Annotated in this window: 25 protein-coding genes and 4 pseudogenes; 6 read left to right on the forward strand and 23 right to left on the reverse strand. The window is 67.6% G+C overall.

All coding sequences use genetic code 11. The annotated features are described in order from the left end of the window. Window positions 1-15: 15 nt before the first annotated feature. From B5557_RS05745 to B5557_RS05765, 5 genes are all read right to left on the reverse strand, one after another. Window positions 16-1,146, reverse strand: a complete 1,131-nt coding sequence (locus tag B5557_RS05745; RefSeq protein WP_079658101.1) for an aromatic ring-hydroxylating oxygenase subunit alpha — start codon at window positions 1,144-1,146, stop codon at window positions 16-18. Window positions 1,147-1,274: 128 nt separating this feature from the next. Further along, window positions 1,275-2,438 carry an NAD(P)/FAD-dependent oxidoreductase gene (locus B5557_RS05750; protein WP_079658102.1) on the reverse strand — a complete coding sequence of 388 codons (1,164 nt, stop codon included), beginning with the start codon at window positions 2,436-2,438 and terminating at the stop codon, window positions 1,275-1,277. After that, entirely contained in the window at window positions 2,435-2,797 is a 363-nt protein-coding gene (locus B5557_RS05755) for a bifunctional 3-phenylpropionate/cinnamic acid dioxygenase ferredoxin subunit (protein ID WP_079658103.1), read from the reverse strand. The genes B5557_RS05750 and B5557_RS05755 overlap by 4 nt, the downstream gene beginning before the upstream one ends. 195 nt (window positions 2,798-2,992) lie before the next feature. After that, the gene (locus B5557_RS05760; RefSeq protein ID WP_079658104.1) at window positions 2,993-3,625 is read right to left on the reverse strand and encodes an MBL fold metallo-hydrolase; all 633 of its coding nucleotides are present in this window, start codon (window positions 3,623-3,625) and stop codon (window positions 2,993-2,995) included. After that, window positions 3,622-4,707, reverse strand: a complete 1,086-nt coding sequence (locus tag B5557_RS05765; protein ID WP_079658105.1) for an S-(hydroxymethyl)mycothiol dehydrogenase — start codon at window positions 4,705-4,707, stop codon at window positions 3,622-3,624. The genes B5557_RS05760 and B5557_RS05765 overlap by 4 nt, the downstream gene beginning before the upstream one ends. Window positions 4,708-5,404: 697 nt before the next feature. Here B5557_RS05765 and B5557_RS05775 point away from each other — a divergent pair. The 3 genes and pseudogenes from B5557_RS05775 to B5557_RS05780 form a co-directional block, all read left to right on the forward strand. Further along, window positions 5,405-5,601: pseudogene (locus B5557_RS05775) on the forward strand (LacI family DNA-binding transcriptional regulator); the annotation flags it as partial. 511 nt (window positions 5,602-6,112) lie between these two features. Beyond that, window positions 6,113-6,297 (forward strand): annotated as a pseudogene (locus B5557_RS42605) (NF041680 family putative transposase); the annotation flags it as partial. Continuing rightward, window positions 6,271-7,230 (forward strand): DUF6192 family protein, encoded by a 960-nt coding sequence (locus B5557_RS05780; RefSeq protein WP_331716855.1) that lies wholly within the window; start codon window positions 6,271-6,273, stop codon window positions 7,228-7,230. The pseudogene B5557_RS42605 and the gene B5557_RS05780, both read left to right, overlap by 27 nt. A gap of 5 nt (window positions 7,231-7,235) precedes the next feature. On the opposite strand, the gene B5557_RS05785 is transcribed toward B5557_RS05780, so the two are convergent. Together B5557_RS05785 and B5557_RS05790 are read right to left on the reverse strand one after the other, a co-directional pair. Further along, window positions 7,236-7,661 (reverse strand): hypothetical protein, encoded by a 426-nt coding sequence (locus B5557_RS05785; protein WP_079658106.1) that lies wholly within the window; start codon window positions 7,659-7,661, stop codon window positions 7,236-7,238. 43 nt (window positions 7,662-7,704) lie between these two features. Next, a complete protein-coding gene (locus tag B5557_RS05790) occupies window positions 7,705-7,965 on the reverse strand; it encodes a hypothetical protein (protein WP_079658107.1) in 261 nt (86 codons plus the stop codon). 126 nt (window positions 7,966-8,091) lie between these two features. Here B5557_RS05790 and B5557_RS05795 point away from each other — a divergent pair, with 126 nt between their 5' ends. Next, entirely contained in the window at window positions 8,092-8,424 is a 333-nt protein-coding gene (locus B5557_RS05795; RefSeq protein WP_231976269.1) for a ribosomal protein L7/L12, read from the forward strand. Between the two features lie 22 nt (window positions 8,425-8,446). Here the strand turns inward: B5557_RS05795 and B5557_RS05800 are convergent, their stop codons facing one another. The 9 genes and pseudogenes from B5557_RS05800 to B5557_RS05855 all read right to left on the reverse strand — a co-directional run bounded on the left by B5557_RS05800 (window position 8,447) and on the right by B5557_RS05855 (window position 17,316). Next, window positions 8,447-8,935 carry a DUF4265 domain-containing protein gene (locus B5557_RS05800; RefSeq protein ID WP_079664610.1) on the reverse strand — a complete coding sequence of 163 codons (489 nt, stop codon included), beginning with the start codon at window positions 8,933-8,935 and terminating at the stop codon, window positions 8,447-8,449. A 185-nt stretch (window positions 8,936-9,120) separates the two neighbouring features. Continuing rightward, window positions 9,121-9,423, reverse strand: a pseudogene (locus B5557_RS05805) (transposase); the annotation flags it as partial. 104 nt (window positions 9,424-9,527) lie between these two features. Continuing rightward, window positions 9,528-9,941, reverse strand: a complete 414-nt coding sequence (locus B5557_RS05810) for a DDE-type integrase/transposase/recombinase (protein WP_159424331.1) — start codon at window positions 9,939-9,941, stop codon at window positions 9,528-9,530. Beyond that, a complete protein-coding gene (locus B5557_RS46130; RefSeq protein ID WP_079658111.1) occupies window positions 9,857-10,216 on the reverse strand; it encodes an IS3 family transposase in 360 nt (119 codons plus the stop codon). Before B5557_RS46130 ends, B5557_RS05810 begins: the two co-directional genes overlap by 85 nt. Before the next feature lie 122 nt (window positions 10,217-10,338). Beyond that, window positions 10,339-10,656 (reverse strand): transposase, encoded by a 318-nt coding sequence (locus B5557_RS44080; protein WP_079658112.1) that lies wholly within the window; start codon window positions 10,654-10,656, stop codon window positions 10,339-10,341. 249 nt (window positions 10,657-10,905) lie between these two features. Beyond that, complete coding sequence (locus B5557_RS05825; RefSeq protein ID WP_079664611.1) at window positions 10,906-11,454, reverse strand: GNAT family N-acetyltransferase; 549 nt, start codon at window positions 11,452-11,454, stop codon at window positions 10,906-10,908. A gap of 2,060 nt (window positions 11,455-13,514) precedes the next feature. After that, entirely contained in the window at window positions 13,515-14,198 is a 684-nt protein-coding gene (locus B5557_RS05840; protein ID WP_079658114.1) for a hypothetical protein, read from the reverse strand. Window positions 14,199-14,912: 714 nt separating this feature from the next. Further along, a complete protein-coding gene (locus B5557_RS05850; RefSeq protein WP_079658116.1) occupies window positions 14,913-16,289 on the reverse strand; it encodes an IS1380 family transposase in 1,377 nt (458 codons plus the stop codon). 145 nt (window positions 16,290-16,434) lie between these two features. Further along, complete coding sequence (locus B5557_RS05855) at window positions 16,435-17,316, reverse strand: NAD(P)-dependent oxidoreductase (protein WP_079658117.1); 882 nt, start codon at window positions 17,314-17,316, stop codon at window positions 16,435-16,437. Window positions 17,317-17,365: 49 nt separating this feature from the next. On the opposite strand from B5557_RS05855, the gene B5557_RS05860 reads away from it, so the two are divergent. Continuing rightward, on the forward strand, window positions 17,366-17,773 hold the full coding sequence (locus B5557_RS05860; RefSeq protein ID WP_079658118.1) for a MerR family transcriptional regulator: 408 nt from the start codon (window positions 17,366-17,368) through the stop codon (window positions 17,771-17,773). Between the two features lie 254 nt (window positions 17,774-18,027). Here the strand turns inward: B5557_RS05860 and B5557_RS45865 are convergent. The 3 genes and pseudogenes from B5557_RS45865 to B5557_RS05885 all read right to left on the reverse strand — a co-directional run bounded on the left by B5557_RS45865 (window position 18,028) and on the right by B5557_RS05885 (window position 20,007). After that, window positions 18,028-19,159 (reverse strand): annotated as a pseudogene (locus tag B5557_RS45865) (IS630 family transposase). A gap of 40 nt (window positions 19,160-19,199) precedes the next feature. Next, window positions 19,200-19,565 carry a S26 family signal peptidase gene (locus B5557_RS05880; RefSeq protein WP_079658121.1) on the reverse strand — a complete coding sequence of 122 codons (366 nt, stop codon included), beginning with the start codon at window positions 19,563-19,565 and terminating at the stop codon, window positions 19,200-19,202. A gap of 88 nt (window positions 19,566-19,653) precedes the next feature. Next, window positions 19,654-20,007: a hypothetical protein gene (locus B5557_RS05885; protein WP_197697287.1), complete on the reverse strand. Its 354-nt coding sequence runs from the start codon at window positions 20,005-20,007 to the stop codon at window positions 19,654-19,656. A 153-nt stretch (window positions 20,008-20,160) separates the two neighbouring features. Here B5557_RS05885 and B5557_RS05890 point away from each other — a divergent pair, with 153 nt between their 5' ends. Then, on the forward strand, window positions 20,161-21,156 hold the full coding sequence (locus tag B5557_RS05890) for a hypothetical protein (RefSeq protein ID WP_443031336.1): 996 nt from the start codon (window positions 20,161-20,163) through the stop codon (window positions 21,154-21,156). A 27-nt stretch (window positions 21,157-21,183) separates the two neighbouring features. Here the strand turns inward: B5557_RS05890 and B5557_RS05895 are convergent, their stop codons facing one another. The 4 genes from B5557_RS05895 to B5557_RS44855 form a co-directional block, all read right to left on the reverse strand. Beyond that, window positions 21,184-21,687: a hypothetical protein gene (locus B5557_RS05895; protein ID WP_079658122.1), complete on the reverse strand. Its 504-nt coding sequence runs from the start codon at window positions 21,685-21,687 to the stop codon at window positions 21,184-21,186. A gap of 4 nt (window positions 21,688-21,691) precedes the next feature. Continuing rightward, complete coding sequence (locus B5557_RS44845; RefSeq protein WP_190025761.1) at window positions 21,692-21,925, reverse strand: recombinase; 234 nt, start codon at window positions 21,923-21,925, stop codon at window positions 21,692-21,694. Window positions 21,926-21,933: 8 nt separating this feature from the next. Further along, the gene (locus B5557_RS44850) at window positions 21,934-23,415 is read right to left on the reverse strand and encodes a site-specific integrase (protein WP_231976272.1); all 1,482 of its coding nucleotides are present in this window, start codon (window positions 23,413-23,415) and stop codon (window positions 21,934-21,936) included. Between the two features lie 71 nt (window positions 23,416-23,486). Further along, window positions 23,487-24,116, reverse strand: a complete 630-nt coding sequence (locus tag B5557_RS44855; RefSeq protein ID WP_079658123.1) for a hypothetical protein — start codon at window positions 24,114-24,116, stop codon at window positions 23,487-23,489. Between the last annotated feature and the right edge of the window lie 7 nt (window positions 24,117-24,123).

A 24,123-nucleotide genomic window follows, 5' to 3' on the forward strand; every position in this document is an offset into this window, starting at 1 on the left:
GCAGGCCAGGACCGGCTACTGCGGGCGGCTTCCCAGGCGCTCGCTCACCCAGTCGTGGAAGGCGCCGATGTGGTGCTCGCTGGGCACCAACACCCCGCCCTTGGCGTACATGCGGGAGCTCATTCCGGGCTGCGTGCGCTCGCACGCGTCGAAGTCCTGGCGGTTGACCCGGTCGAAGAGTTCCACCGACCGGCTGACGTCCTTCCCGCTCTCGACGACATGCGGAAGGTACAGCCAGTCGCATTCGACGATCGTGCGGTCGACGGCCACCGGGTACATCCGGTGGAAGATCACATGGTCGGGGACGAGGTTGATGAACACCTGCGGCTTGACGGTGATCGCGTAGTAGCGGCGGTCCTGGTCCTCCGCCACCCCGGGGATGCGGTCCAGGCCCTCGGAGCCGTCGACGGTGAAGCCCTGCACCTCCTCGCCGAACTCGGCGCCGTGGCCGACGTAGTACTGGGCGGCGTAGCCGTCGGCGAACTCGGGGAGCACCTCGGTGAGTTCGGGGTGGATGGTGGCGCAGTGGTAGCACTCCATGAAGTTCTCGATGATGAGCTTCCAGTTCGCCTTGACGTCGTAGACGATCCGTTTGCCGACCGAGAGGTTGTCGATGTCGTAGCGCTCGATCGACTCCACATCGCCCAGCCGTGCGACGACCTCGCCGATGACGTCCTCCTCGAAGGAGGGCGGGTTCTCCGCGAGGCACACCCAGACGTAGCCGAGCCATTCCCGGACGGCGACGCTCACCAGGCCGTACTCGGTACGGCCGACGTCGGGCATCTTGGTGAGGTTGGGCGCCGCGACGAGCTTGCCGTTCAGGTCGTACGTCCAGGCGTGGTACGGGCATTGGAAGGCCCGCTTGACCTCGCCGGTCTCCTCCGTGCACAGCTTGGCGCCGCGGTGTCGGCACACATTGAAGTAGGCGCGGATGCTGTTGTCCCGTGCGCGGGTGACGAGGATGCTCTCGCGGCCCACGTCGACGGTGCGGAACGCGCCGGGCTTCGCCAGTTCGGAGGCGCGTGCCACACAGAACCACATGGTCTCGAATATGCGCTCCTGCTCCTGGGCGAAGATCGCCGGATCCGTGTAGGAGGAGCCGGGGAGGGTGGCGATCAGGCTGTCCGGCAGGCTGGTCGAGGTCACGATGCACTCCTCGGGAACGTCGTGGAGGGGTCGGTCACGCGCCGGGAAGAGCGACACCGGGCGGCGTTGTGCAGGGAGCGATGCGGCGTGCATGGGCAGCCGCGGCGGGTGATGCGGGTGGGGCGGGGTCAGGACGTCGCGGCGGTGAGTTGCTTACGCCAGCGGGTGAACAGCCGGGGCTGGTTCATCCCGAGCACGGCGACCGGATGTCCGGCTCGCCGGTAGACGGCCAGGACGTTGCGGTCGTCCGCGGCGCCCTCCTCGACCGTCACGCTGTCGGCGCCGGCCGCGTGGCCGGCGAACTGGATCTTGACGCCGTACTGGTCGGACCAGAAGTACGGCGGCCGGGGCACGCCGGGTTCCACCGCGCCGCCCGCGAGCAGTACGGCGACGGCGGCGTCGGGGCGCTCGCGCGCTCCGGTCCAGTGCTCGACGCGGCGGTGGGCGCCCGCGCGAGGGTCGTACCAGTTGGCGCAGTCGCCGACGGCGACCACCCCGGCGAGAGCGGTGCGGCCGTCGGCGCCGCACTTCACGCCGTTGTCGAGCTCGACGCCGGATCCCGCCAGCCAGTCGACGCACGGCCGGGCCCCCACACCGACGACCACGATGTCGGCCGGGACGCTGCGGCCGTCCTCGAGCAGGACGGCGTCGACGCGGGACTCGCCGCTCAGCCCCTTGACGCCCACGCCGCACAGCAGGCGAACGCCGTGGTCGGTGTGGAGAGCGGAGACGATGGCGCCCATGGTCGCGCCGAGCGGTCCGGCGAGCGGCGTCGGGGCCACCTCGACGACCGTCACGTCGAGCCCGAGGGCGCAGGCGGTGGAGGCGACCTCGGCGCCGATGAATCCGCCGCCTATCACCACCAGCCGTCCGCCCCGGGCCAGTTCGTCGCGCAGGGCGCGGGCGTCGTCCAGGGTGCGCAGCGCGTGCACTCCGGCCAGGCCCTCGGTACCCGGCAGAGTGCGCGCGGCGGCGCCGGTCGCGATGACGATGCCGTCGGCGCGCACCTCCCGTCCGTCGGCGAGCCGGACGGCCCGCTCGGAGCGGTCGAGTCCGGTGGCGCGGACGCCCAGCAGCCACTCCGCCCGCAGGTCCTCGTCATCCGCCTCCAGCGAGAGCTCCGCCTCGCCGAGGGTGCCGGCCAGGAACTCCTTGGACAGCGGGGGCCTGTCGTACGGGCGGTGCGTCTCGTCGCCGATGACGACCAGCCGCCCGTCGTAGCCCTGCTTGCGCAGTGAGCGTGCGGCCGACAGTCCGGCCAGCGAGGCGCCCACCACGGCCACGGTTCTCACGCGGGACCTCCGGCGAGCCGGGAGGCGATGCAGGGCGGCAGGTTCGGGGCGTCCGTGGACACCCGGACATGGATCATGCCGTCCTCGACGACGACCTCGTGCGTCCGGACCGGGAGCTTGGCCGGCGGGGCGTCGACGGCGCCGGTCCGCAGGTCGAACTTCGAGGCATGCAGCGGGCATTCCACCTCGCAGCCCTCCAGCCAGCCGTCGGCGAGCGAGGCGTCCTGGTGGGTGCAGGTGTCGTCGATGGCGAAGAGCTCGCCGTCGTCGGTGTGGAACACCGAGACCGGCGGGTCGATGTCGAGCCGGAAGGCCTCACCTCGCGGGAGATCCGCGAGACGGCACGCGGGAATCATCATGACACCTCGGTGCGTATAGCGAAACGGATTGCGGTTAGCGCAACGCCAGTCTGCGGGCCGCTCCGAACCGTTGTCAAGGCGTCCAAAGGCCTCGTTCCAAGGGCTTGGGCGACCGGCCTCCGGGCAGCTCGAAGCGCCCGAACCACCTGCGCAAACAGGCGGAACGGGCGCCGCACGAGGAACACCGGAAGGCGGTCAGAATCCGCGGTCGATCCACTCCTGAAGGTGCGGAGCCTCGGCTCCGACGGTGGTCGTCTCCCCGTGCCCGGTGTGTACGACGGTGTCGCCCGGCAGCGTGAGCAGCCGACCCCGGATCGAGTCGACGATGGTGGGGAAGTCGCTGTACGAGCGCCCCGTGGCGCCGGGCCCGCCCGCGAACAGCGTGTCGCCGCTGAACAGCGCCGACAGGGCGGGCGCGTACAGACAGACGGCGCCCGGGGCGTGCCCCGGGGTGTGCAGCACGGTCAGCTCGACGCCGGCCACCGCGAGCAGCCGGCCGTCGGCGAGTTCGCCGTCGGGCATCCGGTCCGGGTGGGTCTGCTTCCACAGCGGGAGGTCGTCCGGGTGGAGGAGGATCGGCGCTCCGGTGCGCGCTGCGAGTTCGGGTGCGGCGTCGATGTGGTCGTTGTGGGCGTGGGTGCACACGATGGCGCGCAGCGTGCGCCCGCCGACGGCTTCGGCGATGGCCCCGGCGTCGTGGGCGGCGTCGACGACGATCACCTCGTGGTCGTCGCCGATGATCCACACGTTGTTGTCGACGTCCCAGGTGCCGCCGTCCAGCGAGAACGTCCCCGAGGTCACCAGGTGTTCGATGCGGGCGGCCGTCACAGGACCACGACCGAGCGCAGGACGTCGCCGCCGTGCATCCGTTCGAAGGCCTTCTCCACCTCGTCCAGCTGGATGGTCTCCGTGACGAAGGCGTCCAGGTCGAGCCGGCCCTGGAGGTAGAGGTCGATGAGCATCGGGAAGTCGCGGGAGGGCAGGCAGTCGCCGTACCAGGACGACTTCAGCGCGCCGCCCCGCCCGAACACGTCCAGGAGCGGCAGTTCCAGCTTCATCTCGGGGGTGGGCACGCCGACCAGGACGACCGTGCCGGCGAGGTCGCGGGCGTAGAAGGCCTGCTTGTAGGTCTCCGGGCGGCCGACCGCCTCGATGACGACGTCGGCGCCGAAGCCACCGGTCAGCTCGCGGATCGCCTCGACCGCGTCGTTCTCCTTGGAGTTGACGGTGTGGGTCGCGCCGAGCTTCTTGGCCGTGGCCAGCTTCCGGTCGTCGATGTCCACCGCGATGATCTTCGCCGCGCCGGCCAGGTGCGCGCCGACGACCGCGGCGTCCCCCACTCCACCGCAGCCGATGACGGCCACGCTGTCACCGCGTCCGACGTTGCCGGTGTTGATGGCGGCGCCGAGGCCGGCCATCACCCCGCATCCCAGCAGACCGGCAGCCGCCGCCGAAGCCGCCGGGTCGACCTTCGTGCACTGACCGGCCGCCACCAGCGTCTTCTCCGCGAACGCGCCGATGCCCAGCGCCGGGGACAGCTCGGTGCCGTCGAGCAGGGTCATCTTCTGCTTGGCGTTGTGCGTGTTGAAGCAGTACCAGGGGCGGCCGCGCAGACAGGCCCGGCACTGGCCGCACACCGCACGCCAGTTCAGGATGACGAAGTCGCCGGGCGCGACGTCGGTGACCCCCTCCCCCACCGACTCCACGACACCTGCGGCCTCATGCCCCAGCAGGAAGGGGAAGTCGTCGTTGATGCCACCCTGCCGGTAGTGCAGATCGGTGTGGCAGACCCCGCAGGCCTCGATCTTCACCAGCGCCTCTCCCGGACCGGGATCGGGCACGATGATCGTTTCCAGGCTGACGGGGGCGCCCTTCCCTCGCGCGACGACAGCACGGACCTGATGCGTCATGGCCACTCCTCGGCTGGTACGAGACCTGAGTCGATGTTGCTCATTGCGGCACGTTTTCCATGTGCCGCAACAAAGCATCGTGGAGCACCGACCGGGGGTCAAGACACGTCCCGGCGCGGGCATCCCCGACGAGATTCATCGAAGCGCTTCGACGACTGCAGCGGTCCTGGCACGCTCCCCGCACGGTTCTGGCGCTGGGCAACGTTGTCCACACACCCGTTGACAGGGCACAGTCACACGTGCATTCCTCACCAAGTACCTGGACACGGCCGACGGCCGGGTCACGGTCAGATCCGGCAGGGCGACGCCTCCCCGATCGAACCGGGCGCCGACCCGACCCAGAAGACGGAGGACAACAGCCAGACGGCCCTGCTGTGGGTCCTCAAGCTCGGCTTCTACGAGATCGAGGCCCAACGCCGGGCGCTGGTGGGGCTGTTCTCAGGGAGGAGTGACTGTCGGTGCTTCGTCGCGGGATGACGGGTTCGACGCGAGGCCGGGAGGGCCGCAAGGCTCGTGGGTAACGTTTCTCACCGGGTGGGCCCAGACCCTGGAGAGCGTCCCGCGTGACGTCAAGATGCCGCGCACGCTGCACGGTTGTTGCAGCGACGAGAGGCGCGGCCCGCACCGAAGGGCTACGCGGTCGCGGGCCCCGTCCGTACACTCGACGGCAAACGTTTCCCGACCGGGAGGAAACCGGATGGAGCCGCCGGCACCGCGCCGCCGTGTCACGATCGTCGATGTCGCGCGGCACGCCCAGGTGTCCACGGCCGCCGTGTCCAAGGTGCTGCGCGACGCCTACGGGGCCAGCCCCGAGATGCGGCGAAGGTGCGCCGGGCGATCGACGAGCTCGGCTGTGCGCCACGAGGCGCTGATGGATCTCGCGGGATGAGAGGCCCGCCGCCGGTCCTCGCAGGGACCGGTTGAAGCTGGAGGCAGGCCGAGCCCCGGGTTGGGGGTGAGGCCGGAAGCAGCCTCGACAACGTAGGGGCGGACCGACACCACCAGACGGTTCGTGCCCGCAAGCGAAGACGGAATGGGTGCAAGGAAACTGAACCAGTGGTTGACGTCCCGTGAGTCGTCAGCGGCCTGCCGAACCTGGTGGATGGGCCGCTTTGCAGTGCTGGAGAGTGCTCTATCCGATGGCTTCTCCTCTCCCGCCGCCTTTATCCCATGGGTTTCGGGAGGCCCGGGCCAAGACTGCGATGTGCGGTCCGTGGCGATGCTGCCGGGGTATAGCTGGGCACCGACGCCGTCGCAGAGATCCTCAGCTTGTCCTTTTTCTTCCGGCCTCGAACGGCGTCTCGAACTGACTCGCTCACCTGGGGGTTCGCCGGACGTGGGGGCGGCCTTCGTCTGATCATGTGCTCCGACCAAGGTGCACGTGACCACGACGAAGGCCGTGAGGGTGAGTCTGCTGCCTGATGCTGTCCGCAGGGAAGCGTTCGCGGAAGCGTCACGCTTCTGGGGAGAGTTCTACGAGTGTCTGACCGCCCGGCGCGACGAGTTGTTCGAGCTGGCAGACGCGGTCTGTGTACGGACGGTGCTGTGAAGTCCCCGGTGGACTTGACGCTGTTGCCCGAGCATCGTCGTGAGATCGACAAGGTCGGAAACGTCAGCCAGTCCCGTTATGAGCAGATCGTGGCCGAGCTGCGGGACGTGGTGGAACAGCAGACGCGCGGGCAGTTCACGATCGGGGACCGCGCCCTGGAGATCGAGCCGATGAGGGAGCCGGGCGGCCGCCACGCGGTGGACCCGGAGTGGTCGGTGACCACGACGCTCACACGGCTGGCCGAGGACATCGGCCTGCAGTTCAGCACGGTGAAGTCGGCGAGGTGGACGTCCTCGCGCTGGCCGGCCGACCGCCGGCAGAAGGGCGTCTCCTACACCGTTCACCGGATCCTGGCCTACATCGAGAACGACCAGGAACGGTTCGACGCGATCCTCACGCCGCCGGAGGGCAAGGCCCGGTGGACGCCGGACGACGCCAGCCGGCGGGTTGGCAACCGGGTTGAGACACCGGTGACGCCGAAGGAGAAGATCACCGCGATCCACACGCTCGCTCAGGACGACCAGGTCGCCGCGGCGGTGACCAGCGACTTCCTGAAGCGGCCGGAGGTGACGGCCAAGGTGACCACGGTGGACAAGGCCCGGGTGGTGGAGGAGTTCACCCGCGACGAGCACGTGGCCACCACGGCGGCCACGAACCTGCTGCGCAGGCCGGACGTCGCGTTCAAGGCGATGAGCGACGACACCGCCCGCTTCCAGGTCAACCATGCCCAGGTCGAGCGGTCCCGGCAAGCACGCGACCACTTCGAGGACACCAGCCCGGTCGCCCCGGAGGTGAAGAAGATCGACCGGACGGTGGAGTTCCTGGACCTGGTCACTGCCTGCCACTCGTTCGTGGCCGCGGCCGGCCGGACCGTCCCGGGTCTGCGGGACCGCACGCTCGGCGAGGACGAACGCACGATCGTGCACGAGAACGTGGCGAAGGTGAGGGCGACGTTCTCTGAACTTGCACTGTGACTGAGTCAGTAGCGCCCGTGTTCGCGATTGAGTTCGTGGTAGCCGCGAAAGTCGAAGAAGCGCAGACCGTCGATCACTGCACCAGACACGATTTCCGAAAGGGTCCATGGGTGGGTGGTGTAGTCGTCCGTCGCCACGCCTCCGTGTTCAAGCAGCAGCGCGATCAGTCGGTGAACCTCTGCAGTGCCGTCGATCCGTCCGGAGATGTCGATCTGCACCGCCCAGGCGGGACGGTGTCCGACAGCCGCTTCGAGGATCGTCACGTCCTCGGGATCCCAATCGGAGAAGAGGTAGCCTGTCTGTTCGTCGTCGATGTCGATGTAGAGGTTGCCGTCCAGAGTCCATGGATCGCGCTGCTGGGGCAGGTGCCGATCGAGTGAGGCGATGGTCTCAGCTCGCTCACCTGCGGGGAACACGAACACAGTGCGCATGTCTGGAGCGTAGGCAGTGCAGCTTTGCAGCGACCAAGGATTTTCAGGGATGGTGTGAGTCCGGCGAGGTGTTGGTGCGATTGGCGATGTCGGGAAAGGTTGGCATACCGAGATTGACCGTGGAGGATCGGCGGGTTGCTTCGGCATCGAGCTGGTCCAGCTTGTCCTGGGCTCCGACGAGGCTGACCTGCAGCCCCTCGACTTCGCCCAGCCGCCCTTCGCGTTCGGCCTCAGCGATCCGTGCGATGAGGTTGTCGCGGATCTCGACGAGCCGGGCTCGTTGAGCTGGATCCGGTCTGAGCATCGAGCACCGGATGCAGGCTTCTCTGAACTATTGAAGTTGATGCCTGAGAGTGGATCCAGGCAGCATGATCCGACACCCCGTGGTGGGGTCTGCCCACCAGACGGTGTGGTTGCATCCGATGGGGGGATGGTGGAGGAACCAGAGTTCGACGTGCTGTTGGCCTCGAGCGGAGGCCGGGGGCTCGACCTTGTCCGGGCGATTCGGTCAGTGACTGGGCTGAGCGCGTGGCGAAGCAAGCAGCTGCTTGAAGCCGCTCCGGCGACGCTTGTGGATCGGACATGGTTCGAGGCCGCGGTGGATGCAGCGAGGCGCCTCAACGCGGTTGGTGCGCGAGCTGATTTGGTCTGCAGGTGGTGTGAGCGGGTGATATCTCCGGAAGACTGCCCAATGGACCCGGAGCCGTGCTCATCACCCTTCTTGTCCCCGACCGGCTGCCCCGCGAGCCGACCGAGGGCTTGATCAAACCGCGGCTGTCCTGGCCCTAGTCCGAGGCCGTAGCTGTCCAGGCCGCGGTGACGCACCCTTCCTCCCAGTGCCACCATTCCTTGACTTCGCCGTGTTCCAGCAACCTGCGGATCCGCGGAAGGTCCGCCGTCGGCGGGATGTCCAGCGCGACCATCCGGATCTGCTCAATGCCCTCGCCTGTCGTGCCAAGCCGATGGAAGGTCTCCAGCACGGTCTGCCTAGCTGCTGCCGAACCTCCGTCCTTCAGCACGATCAACCGGATGGTGCAGTTGTCCGAGGCGCGAACGGTCTCCCCGGCCCACCACAAGCCCTCGTCGTCGACCTCGACTTTGACAATGTCGTCGCTCGCGACCCCGCGGACGAACCACGGGGTGTTGTCCAAGCGCACGGTCCCATCGCCCAGGTCCACGGCCCACAGGCTCTCGACTGACGCCGGAGGCCAGCCGTCCTCGTCCACCTCCATTCGGAAGTGAACCTTCACGTGGGCATCGCTGATGTTGCTCATCGCGCCATCATCTATGGCGGTCGACATGAGCGGAAGCGTCGAGATCACGAGTGCCGATCTGGTCGAACGACGGGACTCCGAGGAATGCCTTCGATGACCTTCGGTCCTGCCTGGCGTCGAGCTGCGCGAGCTTCTCCTCTGCTCCGCTGAGGCTGACTTGGAGTCCCTCGACTTCGCCCAGCCAAGTCGAAGCCGGGGTCGGCCAGTTCGAGGCCGAGCAAGTACTTCCAGTCGATTCTCGCTCGTACTGCGTGGGCGACCTGGCGGTCCGTCAGGTTCTCCGCGAACTGCAGCACACTGACCAACGCCAGCTGCCCCGGGGCAACACCAGGACGACCACGCACGCCGAAGGCGGACCTGAAGATCTCGTCGTCGAACAGCGGACCAAGCGCGTCCCGCACCCGCATCGCCAGACAGCCCTTTGGGAACGCAGCCCATGCCACCAGCCGCGTCCCCTCAGGAACCTCCCGACCGGCGCCCGCCCGCATCGACACCCGACCCTCCGCCCCAAGATCGAATCACAGGCTTGCTGCCCAAGCCCCATCTCAGGGTCCACCCCTCGACCACCCGCCAAGACGGAGATCAAAAGCGTTCACCCAATTGGGCAACGGGGTCTCTCGATGAAGGTGAAGATGTCGGCCCGTGCGCTGGCCCGGACGTTCCAGATACGGGTTCCGATCTCTTCCTTCAGGACGGCGAAGAAACTCTCGGCGGCGGCGTTGTCGTAGCAGATCCCGGTGCGTCCCATGCTCTGCCGTAGTCCCAACTCGCCCAGTCGGTACCGGAATTGGGCCGAGGTGCACTCCGATCCGCGGTCGGTGTGGATGATGCAGCCGTCGTCCAGGTGGCCCAGGCCCGCCGCCATGTCGAGGGCGTCGACGACCAGGTCGGCGCGGTGGTGGTCGGCCATCGAGTAGCCGATCACCTCGCGGGTGGCCAGATCGAGCCAGGTCGGCAGGTAGAGCCAGCCCTCGGCGGTGGGGACGTAGGTGATGTCGCCGACCACGCGCAGGCCGGAGCCGGGGCGGTGAAGTCACGTCCGATCAGGTCCGGGGCCGGGGCGGCCTTGCGGTCGGCACGGGTGAAGCTGCGACGCCCGGTGCGGCGACTGTGCCCGGCGATGCCATGTTCACGCATGAGCCGTTCGACGCGCTTGCGGTTCACCAGGCGGCCCCGGCGGCGCAGTTCGGCGGTGACGCGCGGAACGCCGTACGTTTTCTTCGACGCGACGTGGATGACGGTGATCTCGTGGACCAGGGCGAGGTTCTCGCGCTCGCGCACCTCGTGGGCCTGTTCGCCGGCCTCTCAGGCGTAGTACGAGGAGCGGGCCACGCCGAGGACGGCACAGAGCAGGACGGCGGTGAAGTGGGCCTTCTCCGTACGGATGAACCGGTATATCTCACTCACCGGTCGCTCTCCTTCGCGAAGAAGGCCGTCGCTTTTTTCAGGATCTCGATCGTCTTGGCCTGGTCGGCTGCGAGCTTGCGCAGCCGCTTGAGTTCCTCCCGCTCGGCCGCGTCCAGCCCGTTACCGGCGGCCACCGGCGCCCCCGCGGCGGCTTGCCCGACACCATTCGCCTTCTTCACCCAGCCCCGCAGGCTCTCCGAGCTGACGCCGAGTTCCCGGGCGACCTCGGTCACCGTCCGGCCCGAGGATGCCACGAGCGCGATGGCGTCCCGCTTGAACTCCTCCGAGTACCGCTTCGTGTACTTGCTTCCCACCTGGCACTGCTTCCTCTGGGCTCACACGTCCCAGTCTCCAGGTGTCCATGATCAAGCGGAAGCTTCACCTCCCAAGCTCACCCTTGAACAAGCGGATCTCGCACGTCACATGCACGCTGCGAGCCACCCTGCCCCCAGCATCGCCGCCATGCTCGAGGTCGCGACATCGACCATCTACCGCCTCGTACGGCAGCTCCCGGACGCCGTCGAGGACTGACGGCCAGCACACCACCCCTTTCGAGGAGGGGCTCAAGCGGATGGTGTGACCAGGGACCACACACCGAACCACTGTTCGGCACCCCACTCCTCGAACCGTTGCACCTCGGTGAACCCCAGTTTCGCCGCGAGGCGCATCGAGCGGTCGTTGGCGGTCTGAGTGCAGAGCACCACCGGCTCGCCGGGAAGCGCATCGGCGAACCAGCCGAGCGCCGCCGCGCACGCCTCAGCGGCGTACCCGCATCCCCACGCCTCCGGCAGGAACATGTAGCCGAGCTCGGCCTCCCCGGCATCCGGGCGGACGTGCCCTGGACGCTCCGCGTCGCGCCGATCGAGCGTAGTCGTACCGATCATCACTCCGTCGAGATCGATCACGAAAAGGCCAGGACGCCGCCCGGGCACCTCAGGTACCGCGCGTTCGAGCTCGTCACGGGGTCGAGGGCCACCGAGGTAGGTGCGCACCTCCGGCGAGGCGAACAACTCGATGAACGCCGCACGGTCCCGGGCCTCGGACTCGCGGAGCACGAGCCGCTCGGTCTTGATCGGGGCCGGCGGCCAGGCGACGGACCCTAATTCAGTCATGGCGGGCAACCTATCGCGCGCCCGCAAACGCGCTTTCACAACTCACGGACAAAGCCACGGCTCCTCGGCGTCAGATACCGCTGAAGATTCGGCGACGTGAAGCTCAGAAGGTCACACAGGTGACGAACCAAGCTCCCGCAGATAATAGGGCGTTATCTGCGGGGCGACTTCAAAGGGGTCCGGCCCCCGACACTCCGTCAGCTGCCCACCAGGGCCGACAGATCCTTAGCGCCGGTTTTCGTTCCGATGTTCCTCAACCCCCAGATACGGCTGGAAGGGATAGCGGGGTGTTGAGAGACTCCAGAGACTCGTGGTGGACTCTGTCGTGAGCGTATCCAGGTAGGTCCTGAGCAAGGGTGACGCGGTCTGCCGCTGGGGCTCACCAGTACCAGCGCACAGCAACTCCATGATCAGCAGAGCCCGCCCGCCGTGTCGCCAACCCGCCGAGTCCATGACCTTACTGGCAGAGGCTCTTACCAAGCGATCCGGATGTATCCGTTACCGCCCTTTCCTCCGTCGCCGCCATGTTCTCCATCCCCGCCCTTCGTCCCCGGACCGGGCTCGCTGCCGGAGAGACCGGAGCGACTTCCACCGCGGCCTCCCCATCCGCCCTTTCCTCCTGCGCCGCCCTCGCCACCGACGCCAATACTCTGTGGGGGCCGGACCGATCCGCTGACCTGCTTCGCTCCAGCACCACCGGCACCACCAACGCCCGCCGCTCCACCCTCGCCTCCAGTGGAGCTGGTGGCTACTGGGTACCCGCGCGAGCCGCGCTCCCCGGCCGTCCCGGTCTGCCCGGCACTCCCGTCCTGTCCCAACTTTCGTTCCTTCAATTGGGATTGGCGCTCAGGGGCACATCCCGTCAACGCGCCACCACCAGATCCGCCGGAACCGGGATCGCCCACACGGCCGCCAGCTCCACCATCGCCACCATCAGCGCCACCACCGGAACCCCCAGTACCTCCAACACCGTTTCCGCCCCAGCCCCCACCATCCGCGGCCGCTAGGAAACCGCCGAAATCAGAACTTCCGCCGGGTTGTCCGAGTGTCCCGCGGACTCCGTCACGACCAGAAGCGCCTCCCCTCGCAGAAGTATGAATAATCGAGCCGGACGCCCCCGCTCCCCCGGATCCGCCCACTCCTCCATCGCGCGATCCAGGTCCCATCGAACCGCCCTCACCGACGAACACCCGGTAAGTCTGACCAGGATTGACAGTGACACGGCAATGAACATAAGCACCGGAGCCCCCGCCGCCACCACCAATACCGCCAGCCCCTCCTCCTCCGCCACCACCGGGGCCACCAACTTGGTAGCCGGCTCCCCCTCCTCCGCCGCCTCCCGATCCGGCACCACCGCCGCTGCCGCCTCCACCCGCACCCCAGAGGTAGACGTCGACCTCACTGACTCCAGACGGCACCGTGAAGGTGTGGTCGCCCGGAACGTCATACACCGTCTCGCCTGCGGCATGCGCAGGCACCCCAGCCGCCAGACTCACCCCCATCAGGGTTGCCAGCACCGTAGCGGCCACAGCCGCCCGGGACAGAGGACCAGGAACGCCCAATTCCATTACTTATACCCCTCTTCGGAATAGCGGACAGCCCAACGGATCCTGTCCAGTGATCGCCCTCCCAATCAGGACGTCACACTGATTCACCGGTGCGGGTGATAAGACGCGCACTCGGGGCCCTAAAGTTTCGCCGCTACGCTACGCGGCGGTAGCTTGGCTGGTCGGGGTGCTGGGGGGAATAGGGCGGTTGTGGCCTGGGCTGCGGTGATGCCGGTTGGCTCGGCGAGCGGAATACCACCCTCGCCTCCTGCGGCCAGATCGACGTCGACGCCTGGTGGGCCGAGAACAGCGAGCACGGCCGCAACTGTTCGAGGGCCTTCCTCAACTGGGCCATGCAGAGCCGCCATTGCCGATGCTCGCTCTCCATACCCGCGATGAAGGCCACCCGACGAGCCGCGCTGAGCGAAGACGAACGCCTGGACGCCCTCGGCCGGCTGCTGACCGATTAGGACACACCGAAAACCTCCGCGTCGTCGGCGTCGTCGTGTTCCTCTACGCACAAACCCTCACCCGGATCCGGATCGTCCGGCTCACCGTCGACGACGTGGTGCGCGACGGACAAGCGGTGCCTCTGCGGCTCGGGGAACCGGCCTCCCCCATCCCCGAGCCGGCCGCTTCCCTGCTGGAGGGCAGTTCGTCAGCCCGAGCCCCGGTGGACACCCAGGCCGCGAGCAGGGCGCGGTCCCGGTTGTACTTCAACGCGGCGAACAGCGCGTTGAACAACTCGTCCGGGATGCGGCGCGGGAGCTTCTTGGGCACCCGCGGCCGGTAGCGGCCCTGCCGTTGGTGCCGGAACGGCTCCAACGGGTTGTGGTGGATGTTGGCCCGGCCCCGGCGGAAGCGGTCCAGCGGGAACGGATTGATGATCGGCCCGGAGCCCTCGTCAAGGTGGAAGTCATAGAAGGACCGCAGCACAGTCTCGCTGTGCACACGCGTGCTGGGCGCGTACTTCCGGCCCGGCGTCGGCTTGCCCGTCACCGGATTCGGCGTTCCCGGCTCGGCCCGCTGCGCTCCCGCCGACCTGGTCGCGGGGACGGTCATGCCCCGGCGCTGATACCGCCAGTGGACACGGACCGGCTTGTCCGCCGGCTGGAGCCAGCGGGCGAAGTCCCGTGCCTCTGCGCGGGTCGCCCGGTCCCAGGCGACGTCGACCGCCCACAGGAACCTTCTCTGCATCAAGTCAAGCGAGGCGATCGCGGAGGTAATCTTCCTCGGACGGCTGCGCTGCGTGAAACTCCGCGAGGGAGAATGTTCGGCATGACGACTTGACGAGCACCGGCCGGGCGAGAGTGATGGCGAGAGGTAGGGAACTGAAGCACGGTCCCGGACGGTGATCGACGGGTCTGTGCCACTTGCAGAACACCCGTCTGCTCGTATCAGTATCGCGTCCATCCGCCCGAGTCCTCCAACTTCGAGCGCTGCATCGGGCTCGCCTGGTGTCCCAGTTGCATGGTCTACTCCGGCAACATGGTCTACGTTCCGCGGCAGCAAGTCCTGGTCGACCTCCTCGCCTCTCTTCCTCCTCAGCAGCGCGAGCGGCTTCTACGTTCGGAAACGCGAGTGATCGAGTTCCTGGACCGCCAGGCCCGAGGCGGCAGAGGTAAGGGACGACGGCTGGCCGCGATCAGGAGGAGGCGCTTATGCGTGCTCCTTGCCGCAGCACAGTGAGCTGTCTCCGTCCTGAAGTTGCAGTCAGGCTGTGCGCAGTCAGGCGGCGGCATTCACTAGCCTCGATATTTCGTGACGGGTCATCAGCTCTGCTGGAGACCCGTTCCCCCTTGTCATGGGAGGTGCGGGCAGGCGGGTGGCCCGGCTGTCGCGACGGGTGGGCGCCGGCTTCCACGGTTCCGGAGGACTTCGAATGCTCATCGGGACGGTGATCGCTGCTGGTTAGCCGGGGTTCGGGAGCGCGTCGAGGCGTTCGATCGCGGCGGTGATGACATCGGTCCAGGGCCAGTGCTGCGCGAAGCGCAGGTAACGGCGGCGGCCGGTGGTGATCAGGTGAGCAGCGGCGGAGAAGAGCCGCAGCCGTATCCGGCGGGGCTCCCAGAGGCGGGCTTTGCCGGTCAGGGCGAGCAGGGGCAGCCAGGCCAGCAGCTCAAGGGCGAGCTGGACTATCTCCAGCCAGATCCGGTTCTGCGCGGTGTCATGCAGGGGCAGGTTGGTCAGGCCGGTGGTGCGGGCGGCGCGGATGCGGTCCTCGGCCCGCGCCCGCAGGCGGTGGCGCAGCTCCAGCTTCGCGATCGGGGCGTCGGCTGTGTTGGTGGCGAAGCAGGTCAGCCGATGGCCCTCGGCGTCGGTGAAGCGCAACTGGGCGCTGGGGTGCGGACGTTCCTTGCGAACGATCAGCCGCATCCCCTTCGGCCAGCCGTGAAGCACGTCGCCGGCCAGCTCGGCGACCCAGGCGCCGTCGCGGATCTGGCCGTCGGACTCGATCGCCGGGGTCCAGGCGGAGGCCGGCGCCTTGAGCACGGTGGCGTGGATGGCGTCGGTGATGGTCATGCCGACCGAGTACGACAGCCATCGGCCACGCTGGGCGAGCCAGGCCAGGAACTCGTGCGTACCGCCGCCGGAATCGCAGCGGATGAGAGTCTGCCGCCCGCGTCGATACCGCTTGGGCAGCTGGGCCAGGGCCATTCGCGTGGCCTCGATGTGATCGGCGGCGGTGTTGCTCCCGGCATTCCCCGGCCGCAGCAGCGCAGCCACCGGCTCCCCGCTCCCACCCGGGCCGTGGTCGACGAACGCCATCAGCGGGTGATGGCCATACGTCCTCTTCCAGGTCGCGGCGGCGTCCTGCTTGTCGGAGTGCGCGATGACCAGCACTCCGTCGATGTCCACGACCACCTGCCCGCCCGCGTCCGGTGCCGCCTTGCCCGCCAGCTGCCACACCCGCTCGCGAACTTCGGCCCGCGCGGCCCGGATCGCGGACAGGGACCGCTGCCCAGCCGCGGCCAGGACATCGACCAGCCGGGAAACCGTCGGGTCCGAGGCCACCGGACCAAACACTCCAGGCTCCGCCCGGAGCATGCCGACATCGGCCAAGCAGTCGCCGCCCAGCGCGGTCGCGAGCGCCACATCCAGCAGGATCTTGCCCGGGTCGTGCACCGCCCGCGGCTTGCGCCATGTCTCCAGCGCCGAAGAGATCGCGCGATACAGTCCGGTCTTGCTGGCAGTCTCGACGAGCAACACCGCGCCGGCTTGGCCGACGACGCCGCGACCGCCGCCCTCGACGCGGACACGGGGGTAGGACCCGATACGCTGCTTCACCTGGAAAGTGCCTCCGAATCCCGTGCGAACAAGGACCTCGATAATCCTCATTCTCGCTGGTCAGAGGCATTTTCCGCGTTCGTGATCACGATCCGGACAGCCCGCCACGCGAACGCCCGAGACCAGAGCCCGGTGTCGGGATCGGTCAGTCGTGGGGTTTGCCGAACTCTTCGATCAGCACGGGATACTGCTCCCCACCGTGTCCGGCGGCGATCGAACGGTCGGCCATCGCCTTGATCAGCTTCGGCAGTTCGGCGTTGACACCCACCGCCTCGCTCTCCTCGATCAGGTGTGCCATCGCCCGCGCGTCGGTCTCCAGAGCCGATACCTCGGCCGGGAAGGAGCCGCTGTCGATCTGCTTGGCGTACCCAGGCAGCCATTCGGCCACACCGCCGGCGATCTGCTGCGCAAACGGCGCATACGTTGCGGCGTCAACACCGGCCGTCCTGAGCAGGGCAGTGCCCTGGAGCCAGGCGTTCAGGACGCTCCACATCATGGCCAGGCCGGCCACGTCGTACAGGGACGCCAGCCCATGGTCCGCACCGAGGTAGGTGACGGTGCCGAGCGCGTCGAGGGTTGACTTGTGTGCCTCGAAGTCCGACTGCGGCCCGCTGTGCAGAATCACCGCCTCGGCGGTCCCGATCCCCGACGGGATGGCCATGATGGCGCCGTCCAGGTAACGCGCGCCGCGCTGCTCGGCCCACTGGGCGGCCTCCCGGGCCTGGGCCGAGTCGCCCGAGGTCAGGTTGATCAACATCGTGCCGTCCAGCTCGATATCGCTCGCGCCGAGCAGCTCGTGCATGGCCTGGTAGTCGGTGACGCAGATGACCGTCAGGGAACCTGCCTTGAGCGCGTCACCAACCGTCGGCGCCAGCCGCGCACCCTCGGCCACCAACTGGTCGGCCTTGGAGGTCGTTCGGTTCCACACGGTTGTGGGATGCCCGGCTTTCAAGAACGCGTCGGCGAGTGCCTGGCCCATCCGTCCGAGTCCGATGACTGTCACGGGTGTATCGGGTTTGTTGTTCATGGCAGCATCGTCAACGTTGATACCGGTCTGAAGGTCAAGTGAGGTTTCGATGCGGATCGGGGAACTGAGTCGTCGGACGGGCGTCAACGCCCATCAGTTGCGTTACTACGAGGCCCAGGGCCTGCTGGAGGCAGACCGCCGCGCGAACGGATACCGCGAGTACGACGAGAACGCCGTGCTGCGGGTGAAGCAGATCCGGCACCTGCTCGGCGCCGGTTTGTCCTCTGAGGACATTGCGTACCTGCTGCCCTGTGCGGTCGGAGAGGCCCCGGAGCTGCTCGGGTGTCCCGAGTTGCTGGCCGCGATGCGGTCACGGCTGCAGCGACTGGACGATCAGATGGAGAGGCTCGCTCAATCCCGCGACGCTCTTGCCGTCTACATCGATGCGGCCGAGCGGATGGGCAACGAGAGCTACCCACCCTTTGACGATGCTGACCAGGAGCCCGTCCCCGCCTGAGCAGCCGGGGTGCCTCGTCGTGCGGAACCGTCTCGACCAACAGCACCCGCCGGCCTGCGAGACCACCGCCGACGCCCCGGCCTGGACACGAACACGCGGAGACAGAGCACCACGCTTCACCTGGTGAGTGACTTCTTTCCCGCGGTGGACGGAGCCTTCGAAAAGTCCCATCTTCCCAGGTCAGGAGCACTCTCTACCCATTTAATGAGCATCCGGGACGCCCAACACCGTGAAAGCCTCAGGCCAGTGCCACATCAGGCAACGTTGGCCCTGTCGACGACCGCGCGGAGGCGCTGGTCGTCGGCATGGCGGTTTCGCCAGATGATGTAGCGGCGGATCATGCTGCCCTGCTCTTTGTGGGAGGCGTGGTCGGTGCCGTCGAGGGTGAAGTACCGCAGGGCGGTGAACTGGGCCTCGATCCGGTTCAGCCAGGAGGAGTTCGTCGGCGTGTAGGCGATCTCAACGTTGTTGGCCGCGGCCCAGGTGCCGACCCGCTGGCAGCGTTTCGTGGTCAGGTGCGGGAAAAAGTTGTCGCAGACGATCGCGATCCGCACCGTCGGGGGGTAGAGGGTGCGCAGGTAGCGGCAGAACTGCAGGAACTCTGTCCGCCTCTTGACCGGTTTGATGTGGCCGTAGAGCTTGTTCATGGCCAGGTCCAGGGCAGCGAACAGGTGCCGGACTCCGCCGTAGCGGTTGTAGGTGGCCCGGCGCCTGCGGCGCGGATCGCGAGCAGGGTCTTTGTGCCTGCCGCCGCGTTCGGCCCATTGCCGTCCGGGGTGCGGCATCAGGTTGAGTGGACCGAACTCGTCCATGCAGAAGACGACTTCGGGTTCGCCGTCCTCGGTATGACCTCGCCGTCGGCGATTGCGTAGAGGTGTTCGACGCGGGCCTTCTTGGCCGCGTAGTCGGGGTCGCGGGAGGTTTTCCAGGTCTTCAGGCGTTGAAAGGAGACGCCTTCCTCGCGGAGCAGGATGCGTAGGCCCTCGTGGCTGATGTCGTCGACCACCCCCTCGGCGACCAGGAAGTCGGCCAGTTTGGTCAGGTTCCAGGTCGAGAACGGCAGGTCGTGCTCGGTCGGCTTGGACTTGGCGATCTTCTTGATCTCGCGGCCCTCGGGCAGCGTGAAGGTCTTCGGCCGGCCACCGGAGTACTTGGGGTAGAGCGAGTCGAAGCCGTCGGCATTGAAGTTGTGGATCACGTCGCGGACCCGGTCGTCGCTGGTGAACGACACCTCGGCAATCTTCGCTGCCAGCATGCCCTGCGCGGACAGCGGCACCATCTGCGCGCGCCGCCAGGTCACCACGGAGCCCGTGCCTCTGCGGACTACCGCAGTAACCGCCGGCCCTCGTCGTCATCGATCTCGCGAACACGCACTCGTTCTGCCACCCGTAAAGCTTGGCGGCCCGATGCCGCCGGAACGTCATGTTCAGGAGGCGTCGTTGGAGTTGGCCGCCAGCGTCTTGCCTGCGATTCCCGACCGGGTGACGCCGTCGACTGCCACACAGATACCGAAGACACGATCGTGGCTGGTCCAGCCGTTGACACGGCCACGGTTATTGCTGATCTGCACCCGCTTCCTGGCGAGGTCCACAGACGACACCAAGTGCAAGTAGACCGTCCCAGCGACACGGGCGAGGACAATGTCCCCGACCTCCAACTTCGACGGGTCGACCGGAGCAATGACCACCTGCTGCCGACTACGTATCAGCGGGACCATCGAGGAGCCGCTGGGCCGGAACGCCACGGTGGCCCCGCCAGCAATCCTGCCTGCCACTGCATCCAATGCACCCATCCGATGATCCTGGCAGAATCCCCAGCATCACCCAATCGATTTTCTTCTCCGTGCTCCACCAGCGAGGCGAACGTTGCCTGATGCGGCACTAGCTCGGCCAGCCCTGCCTTCGTAGCCCCGGCGCGCAGCTTGACATCGAAGGTGTAGCCATCATCACAGAACACCAGGTCAAGGTCTGCAGGGGCAGCTCGCGGAAGGCAATCGCCAAACCGACGGCTTCGTCCTGCCAGACGTCCATATAGAGGCAGGTGCCGTCCTTGTGCAGGTACGCCTCACCCGGACCGTTCTCCGTCTCGAATTCCCAGCGAAAGCTTTGAACCTCGCTGTGGTGAGTCGAGTCGATCTCGACGGCCGCCCACCGAGCGCAGATTGCCTCCGACAGTGCCTCCCGATCGACACGCCATCCGCCCGCATCACCCTCGACCAACACCAGGAACGTCATGGCCAAGGTCTACCAGGTGCCCCGGACAAGGCGTTGGTCGACGCCGGCCCGAAGTGCGAGAACGGGGGGCACCCCACGTCGGCCTCGAGGTGGTGCACCGGGCTCGCGGCAATCCGCTCGCGCATCGTTTGCCCGAGCGCGTACGGTCTGCGCATGACGAGGACCACGCCGGCCAGACCGGTGTCCGTGGAGGCTGTGTTCCCGGAGCTGGCCCTCTACCGAGTCCGGACGACCCGGTTGCACCCCAGACCGGGGCGGCCCGGTATGCACGACAGTCACGTCGGCGGGCCGATGCTGTGGCCGGACAGAGAACCCTGGCCGCTCTGCCACGAGCCGCACCAGCGCGAGAGCGAAGGGTACGCACCGGAGGAGATCCGCAGTGCCCGGGCCGCAGGGGTCTGGCCACCGAGCCGGTCATGGCCCCCCGCAGCAACTCCCGGACTGGACGGTCCGGTGCCCTTCGTGGGGCTGGCCCAGTTCTTCCGCCGTGACATCCCGGGCCTTGCCTGCGGGCCCGACGGCGCGGACCTGGTGCAGCTCTTCCGCTGCCCCTTCACTCACGGCCCGTACCTGGAGCGCCGCTACCGCCTGCGGTGGCGACAGGCCGGGCAGACCGAGGACGCGGAACGCTTCCTCGCTGCTCCGCCCCACGTGCCCCTGCTTCGATGGGAGCACGAACTCCCCGAGCCATGTGTCCTGCACCCGGAAGAGGTGACCACCTATCCCTGGGCAGAGGACGACACGCTGCCCGCCTCGCTGATCGCGCGCATCGACGCGTGGGACGACGCCCAGGTAGCGGAACACGGCCCCGATGCCCCCAGCTACCAGTGCGACCTGTCGATCCCTCCCGGCTGGCGCGTCGGCGGCTTCCCCAGCTGGGCGTCGACGGGCCCGATGGCCATTGACTGCGCGTCCTGCGCAACCCCCATGCGTCTGCTGCTGACGGCCGAGGGCTACGAGATGGACGCTGGCTCGCACAGCTGGGTGCCACTGGAGGACCGTGACCCGACCCTGAGAGGGAAGGCATCGATCCGGGGTGGCCAATCCGTTGCCCAACCCACTCGGCTCCGCTTCGGCCGGGACCGGGACCTGCACGTTTTCACCTGCCCGGCCGACCCCGGACACCCGCCCCAGTGGGTACTTGCCTAGGGCGTTGGACGGCTTCTCTGCACCAAGTCAAGTGGTCGGCTCGACGGGCCTTGACCGGTTTCTGGGTGTGAGCCAGTCGTCTGTGTCGCGGTGGCGGCCGAGGCCGACTGCGGCGAATTCGTCGACGTGATTGCCCGTTGCGGCGCCGAGCCGCCGCAGCGCCTGAGAGATTGGAGTGCCGGTCGTCGGCGACGGCTCCCCTTCGGCCAGGCGCAATGGGCCAAGGACTGCCTGGCCTGCATCCCAGACCTGGGCTGTCTGGGTCCCTGCCCCGCCGAAGTACTCGGCCTCGATATAGGCCACCGGTCCTGTCTCCGAGCACGTGGTCAGCAGGCGATCAAAGCCCGCCGGTGCCTTCCAGAACCCGTCGAGTTCGAGTGCTCCGGCGACCGTGACCGCATCGAACAGCGCGTCGGTCATCGGCAGGAGCCAGAGGTGCTGCCCGAGAGGAATGATGCACGCCTCTGTCGTGGAGCCGGCCAACTCACGGAGCACGGATTCGGTGGCGATGACCGCCTGCAGGCAATACATCCCCTCATTCTCGCCTGGCTGCTGATCGCGGCGCGATGCCGGGTATGCCGAGGTCGACCGGCGCGACCCTGGCGAGCCGACGGGTCTGGTCTCGTTTCTGGCGCAGGAAGGACAGGGTGAGGTCGATCCCTTCGATCTCACCGAGCCACCCCTCTGCTTCGGCCCGGGCCCGGCGGGCCAGAAGGTCGACTTCGATCTCGTCGAGGCGGGGCAGCATCTTCGGATTGATGTTGATCATGGGACATCTCAGGCAGGCGTGCTCATGCTGGCAAGGTGTTGAGTAGGGGCGGGCGCATCCTCCCAGCTCAACTTTGCGCTGGTCGAAGTGCTCCTCGAAGCCGAGCCATTCGGGTTCGGTGACCGGCCGGTACTCGTCGGTTGGCCTGGCCTGGCGGCGCCGGTCGAGGAATCCCTGGTAGTGCCGGACGACGTCCTCATTGAAAACGGCGACGTAACCACGAGTTGTTTGAAGATCAAATGTCCGAGTAGGGCTGCTCCGATGTGGATCGGGAGCCCGCTGTTGACCAGTTCCGTGGCCAGGAGCCTGCGGAAGTCGTGCGGGGTGAAGCTGGTGGCAAGGAAGCCGGGGTGGTGTTCGGCGAGTTCGGCGCAGTGGCGCTTCAGCATGTTCACCACGATGCTGTCCGACATGACCTCGTGCTTGGTGCCGATCTTGCGCTGGAACAAGAACGGCATGGGCGCGCTGCTCTGACGTTCCTTCGGGTCGTAACGAGGCAACAGCGGGATGGTCTGGCCGCCGGTGGTGTGGGAGCGGACGATGGCCGCGATGACGGCGAAGAGCTCGGCGGACATGGGGATGACGCGTTCCCGGTCGCTCTTCGAGGGAGCGACCACGAGCAAGGCGATGACCTCGCCGTTGGGCCGTTGGTACTGCCGGATGCTGAGATGGGTGAGTTCCAGGGCCTCCTCTATGCGCACACCTGAGTGCCGCAAGACCTCAACGATCGCCCACTTCCAGAAGGCGGCGTCCTCGGCATGCGTGACATTGATGTACTTGCCGCTCTCCAGATCGAGGACGCGGACGTTCGCCAGCCCTCCGAGCCGGACGCGGCGTTCATCTACCCGGCTCCACAGGCGCTGGTAGGTGTGACCCTCCAGCGTGACGGTCTGCGCGCCGGCCGTGTTCGCGGCCTGCGCGAGTAGGTCACGGAGGTGGCCGTACCGGTTCTCCAGGTGTTCCACGAGCGTGTTCAACAGCGGTTGCCGTTGCCTGGTGCGGTCGTCCATGCGTTCTTTGACGCGTCGTTTGCGGATTCCATAACCGCGGACCTCGGCGTCGGAGACCGGACAGGGTGCCACCCAGATCGCCCACTGCTGGGGTTCCGCCGCTGCCCACGCCTGCAGATCGGCGTAGAAGGCGCGGACTGCCCGCAGGATGGGATCGCAGTCGCGCCGCCCTTTTCCGTCCACGCGGACCCCGACCCGGCCCCGCCACCGCTGGTAGAGCTCGCCGTCGATGCGCAGGTCGGGCTGACTGGGGGCGAGTTGCTCGATGGTCGCCCAGAAGTTGCTGGCCAGGTGACGGGACAGGTTGTCCAGCGTCGAGTAGTCCAGCTCGGTTTTGCGCCGCGTCAGATAAGCGACGAGCAGGAGCCGGACCCCGGCATTGCGGATCTTGTAGCGGTCGACCAGCTCTTCGACCGTCAACCGCCCGTTGAGCAGGGCCGCCTTCAGCGTCGCCGGCCCATGGGAGGGGAAGTGGTTCATGGTGTGGAGCACTTGCCAGGCCAGGTGTCCGGGGAACCGGCTGCCGGCTCCGCGTGCCCCCAGGACCAGTCCTAGACGGCGGCACTCCCACGCGTAGCGTAGTGCAGGAAGGCCTCGGGGGTCAGGTCGGCCAGGGCGATGCCCTGCGTGGTGAGGGCGACCGCGATGTCGAACAGCGCGGTCCCGTGGTGAATCGGGTTCACCGGCGTGGCCTGGACCTCGGCCCAGAACTTCTCCAGCAGCGGGTCGTTCTGGGCGGCGAGGAAGCGCTGCCCGTAGTAGAGGAAGGTGTTCGACCGGAATGCCTCCAGCGAGGGCCGGATGATCCGCAGACACAGCAGGCAGCGCCGGTGCCGATCTGGCTTCTCTCTCTGGGAGCCGATCGCAGGACCGAGACGGGGTTGCCGCCCTGGTTGAACCCGCTGGTCTCCCACCGCTCCTGCCAGGTCTCGCCCGGGGAACTGGCTCAGGTGCTGCAGGAGGTCCCGGGCGCCGCGGCTCCGGTTCCATCGGTTGTCGGCCGACTTCGTCGGCCAGGTCGAGCGCACCGCCTGCGCGATCTCCTCGACGGAGGCGCGGGTCAGATCACCTTGGGGACGCGGCGGAACCGCGGGGGCAGGAGCGGGGGCGGCGTTCACGCTGACGAAGCTGCTGACGCCCTTCTTGCTCGTCGGCTGTGTCAGGGTGCCCGGTTCAGCCACCGAACAC

Source organism: Streptomyces sp. 3214.6 (genome assembly GCF_900129855.1).
GTDB classification, from domain to species: Bacteria; Actinomycetota; Actinomycetes; order Streptomycetales; family Streptomycetaceae; genus Streptomyces; species Streptomyces soliscabiei.

Bases quoted from the DNA above. Each gene is read 5' to 3' on its own strand.
- B5557_RS05755 (WP_079658103.1), bottom strand. From the start codon at position 2,797: ATGATGATTCCCGCGTGCCGTCTCGCGGATCTCCCGCGAGGTGAGGCC.
- B5557_RS05765 (WP_079658105.1), bottom strand. From the start codon at position 4,707: ATGACGCATCAGGTCCGTGCTGTCGTCGCGCGAGGGAAGGGCGCCCCC.
- B5557_RS05785 (WP_079658106.1), bottom strand. From the start codon at position 7,661: ATGCGCACTGTGTTCGTGTTCCCCGCAGGTGAGCGAGCTGAGACCATC.
- B5557_RS05790 (WP_079658107.1), bottom strand. From the start codon at position 7,965: ATGCTCAGACCGGATCCAGCTCAACGAGCCCGGCTCGTCGAGATCCGC.
- B5557_RS05795 (WP_231976269.1), top strand. From the start codon at position 8,092: ATGGTGGAGGAACCAGAGTTCGACGTGCTGTTGGCCTCGAGCGGAGGC.
- B5557_RS05800 (WP_079664610.1), bottom strand. From the start codon at position 8,935: ATGAGCAACATCAGCGATGCCCACGTGAAGGTTCACTTCCGAATGGAG.
- B5557_RS05825 (WP_079664611.1), bottom strand. From the start codon at position 11,454: ATGACTGAATTAGGGTCCGTCGCCTGGCCGCCGGCCCCGATCAAGACC.
- B5557_RS05840 (WP_079658114.1), bottom strand. From the start codon at position 14,198: ATGCAGAGAAGGTTCCTGTGGGCGGTCGACGTCGCCTGGGACCGGGCG.
- B5557_RS05855 (WP_079658117.1), bottom strand. From the start codon at position 17,316: ATGAACAACAAACCCGATACACCCGTGACAGTCATCGGACTCGGACGG.
- B5557_RS05860 (WP_079658118.1), top strand. From the start codon at position 17,366: ATGCGGATCGGGGAACTGAGTCGTCGGACGGGCGTCAACGCCCATCAG.
- B5557_RS05880 (WP_079658121.1), bottom strand. From the start codon at position 19,565: ATGGGTGCATTGGATGCAGTGGCAGGCAGGATTGCTGGCGGGGCCACC.
- B5557_RS05885 (WP_197697287.1), bottom strand. From the start codon at position 20,007: ATGACGTTCCTGGTGTTGGTCGAGGGTGATGCGGGCGGATGGCGTGTC.
- B5557_RS05890 (WP_443031336.1), top strand. From the start codon at position 20,161: ATGACGAGGACCACGCCGGCCAGACCGGTGTCCGTGGAGGCTGTGTTC.
- B5557_RS05895 (WP_079658122.1), bottom strand. From the start codon at position 21,687: ATGTATTGCCTGCAGGCGGTCATCGCCACCGAATCCGTGCTCCGTGAG.
- B5557_RS44845 (WP_190025761.1), bottom strand. From the start codon at position 21,925: ATGATCAACATCAATCCGAAGATGCTGCCCCGCCTCGACGAGATCGAA.
- B5557_RS44850 (WP_231976272.1), bottom strand. From the start codon at position 23,415: ATGAACCACTTCCCCTCCCATGGGCCGGCGACGCTGAAGGCGGCCCTG.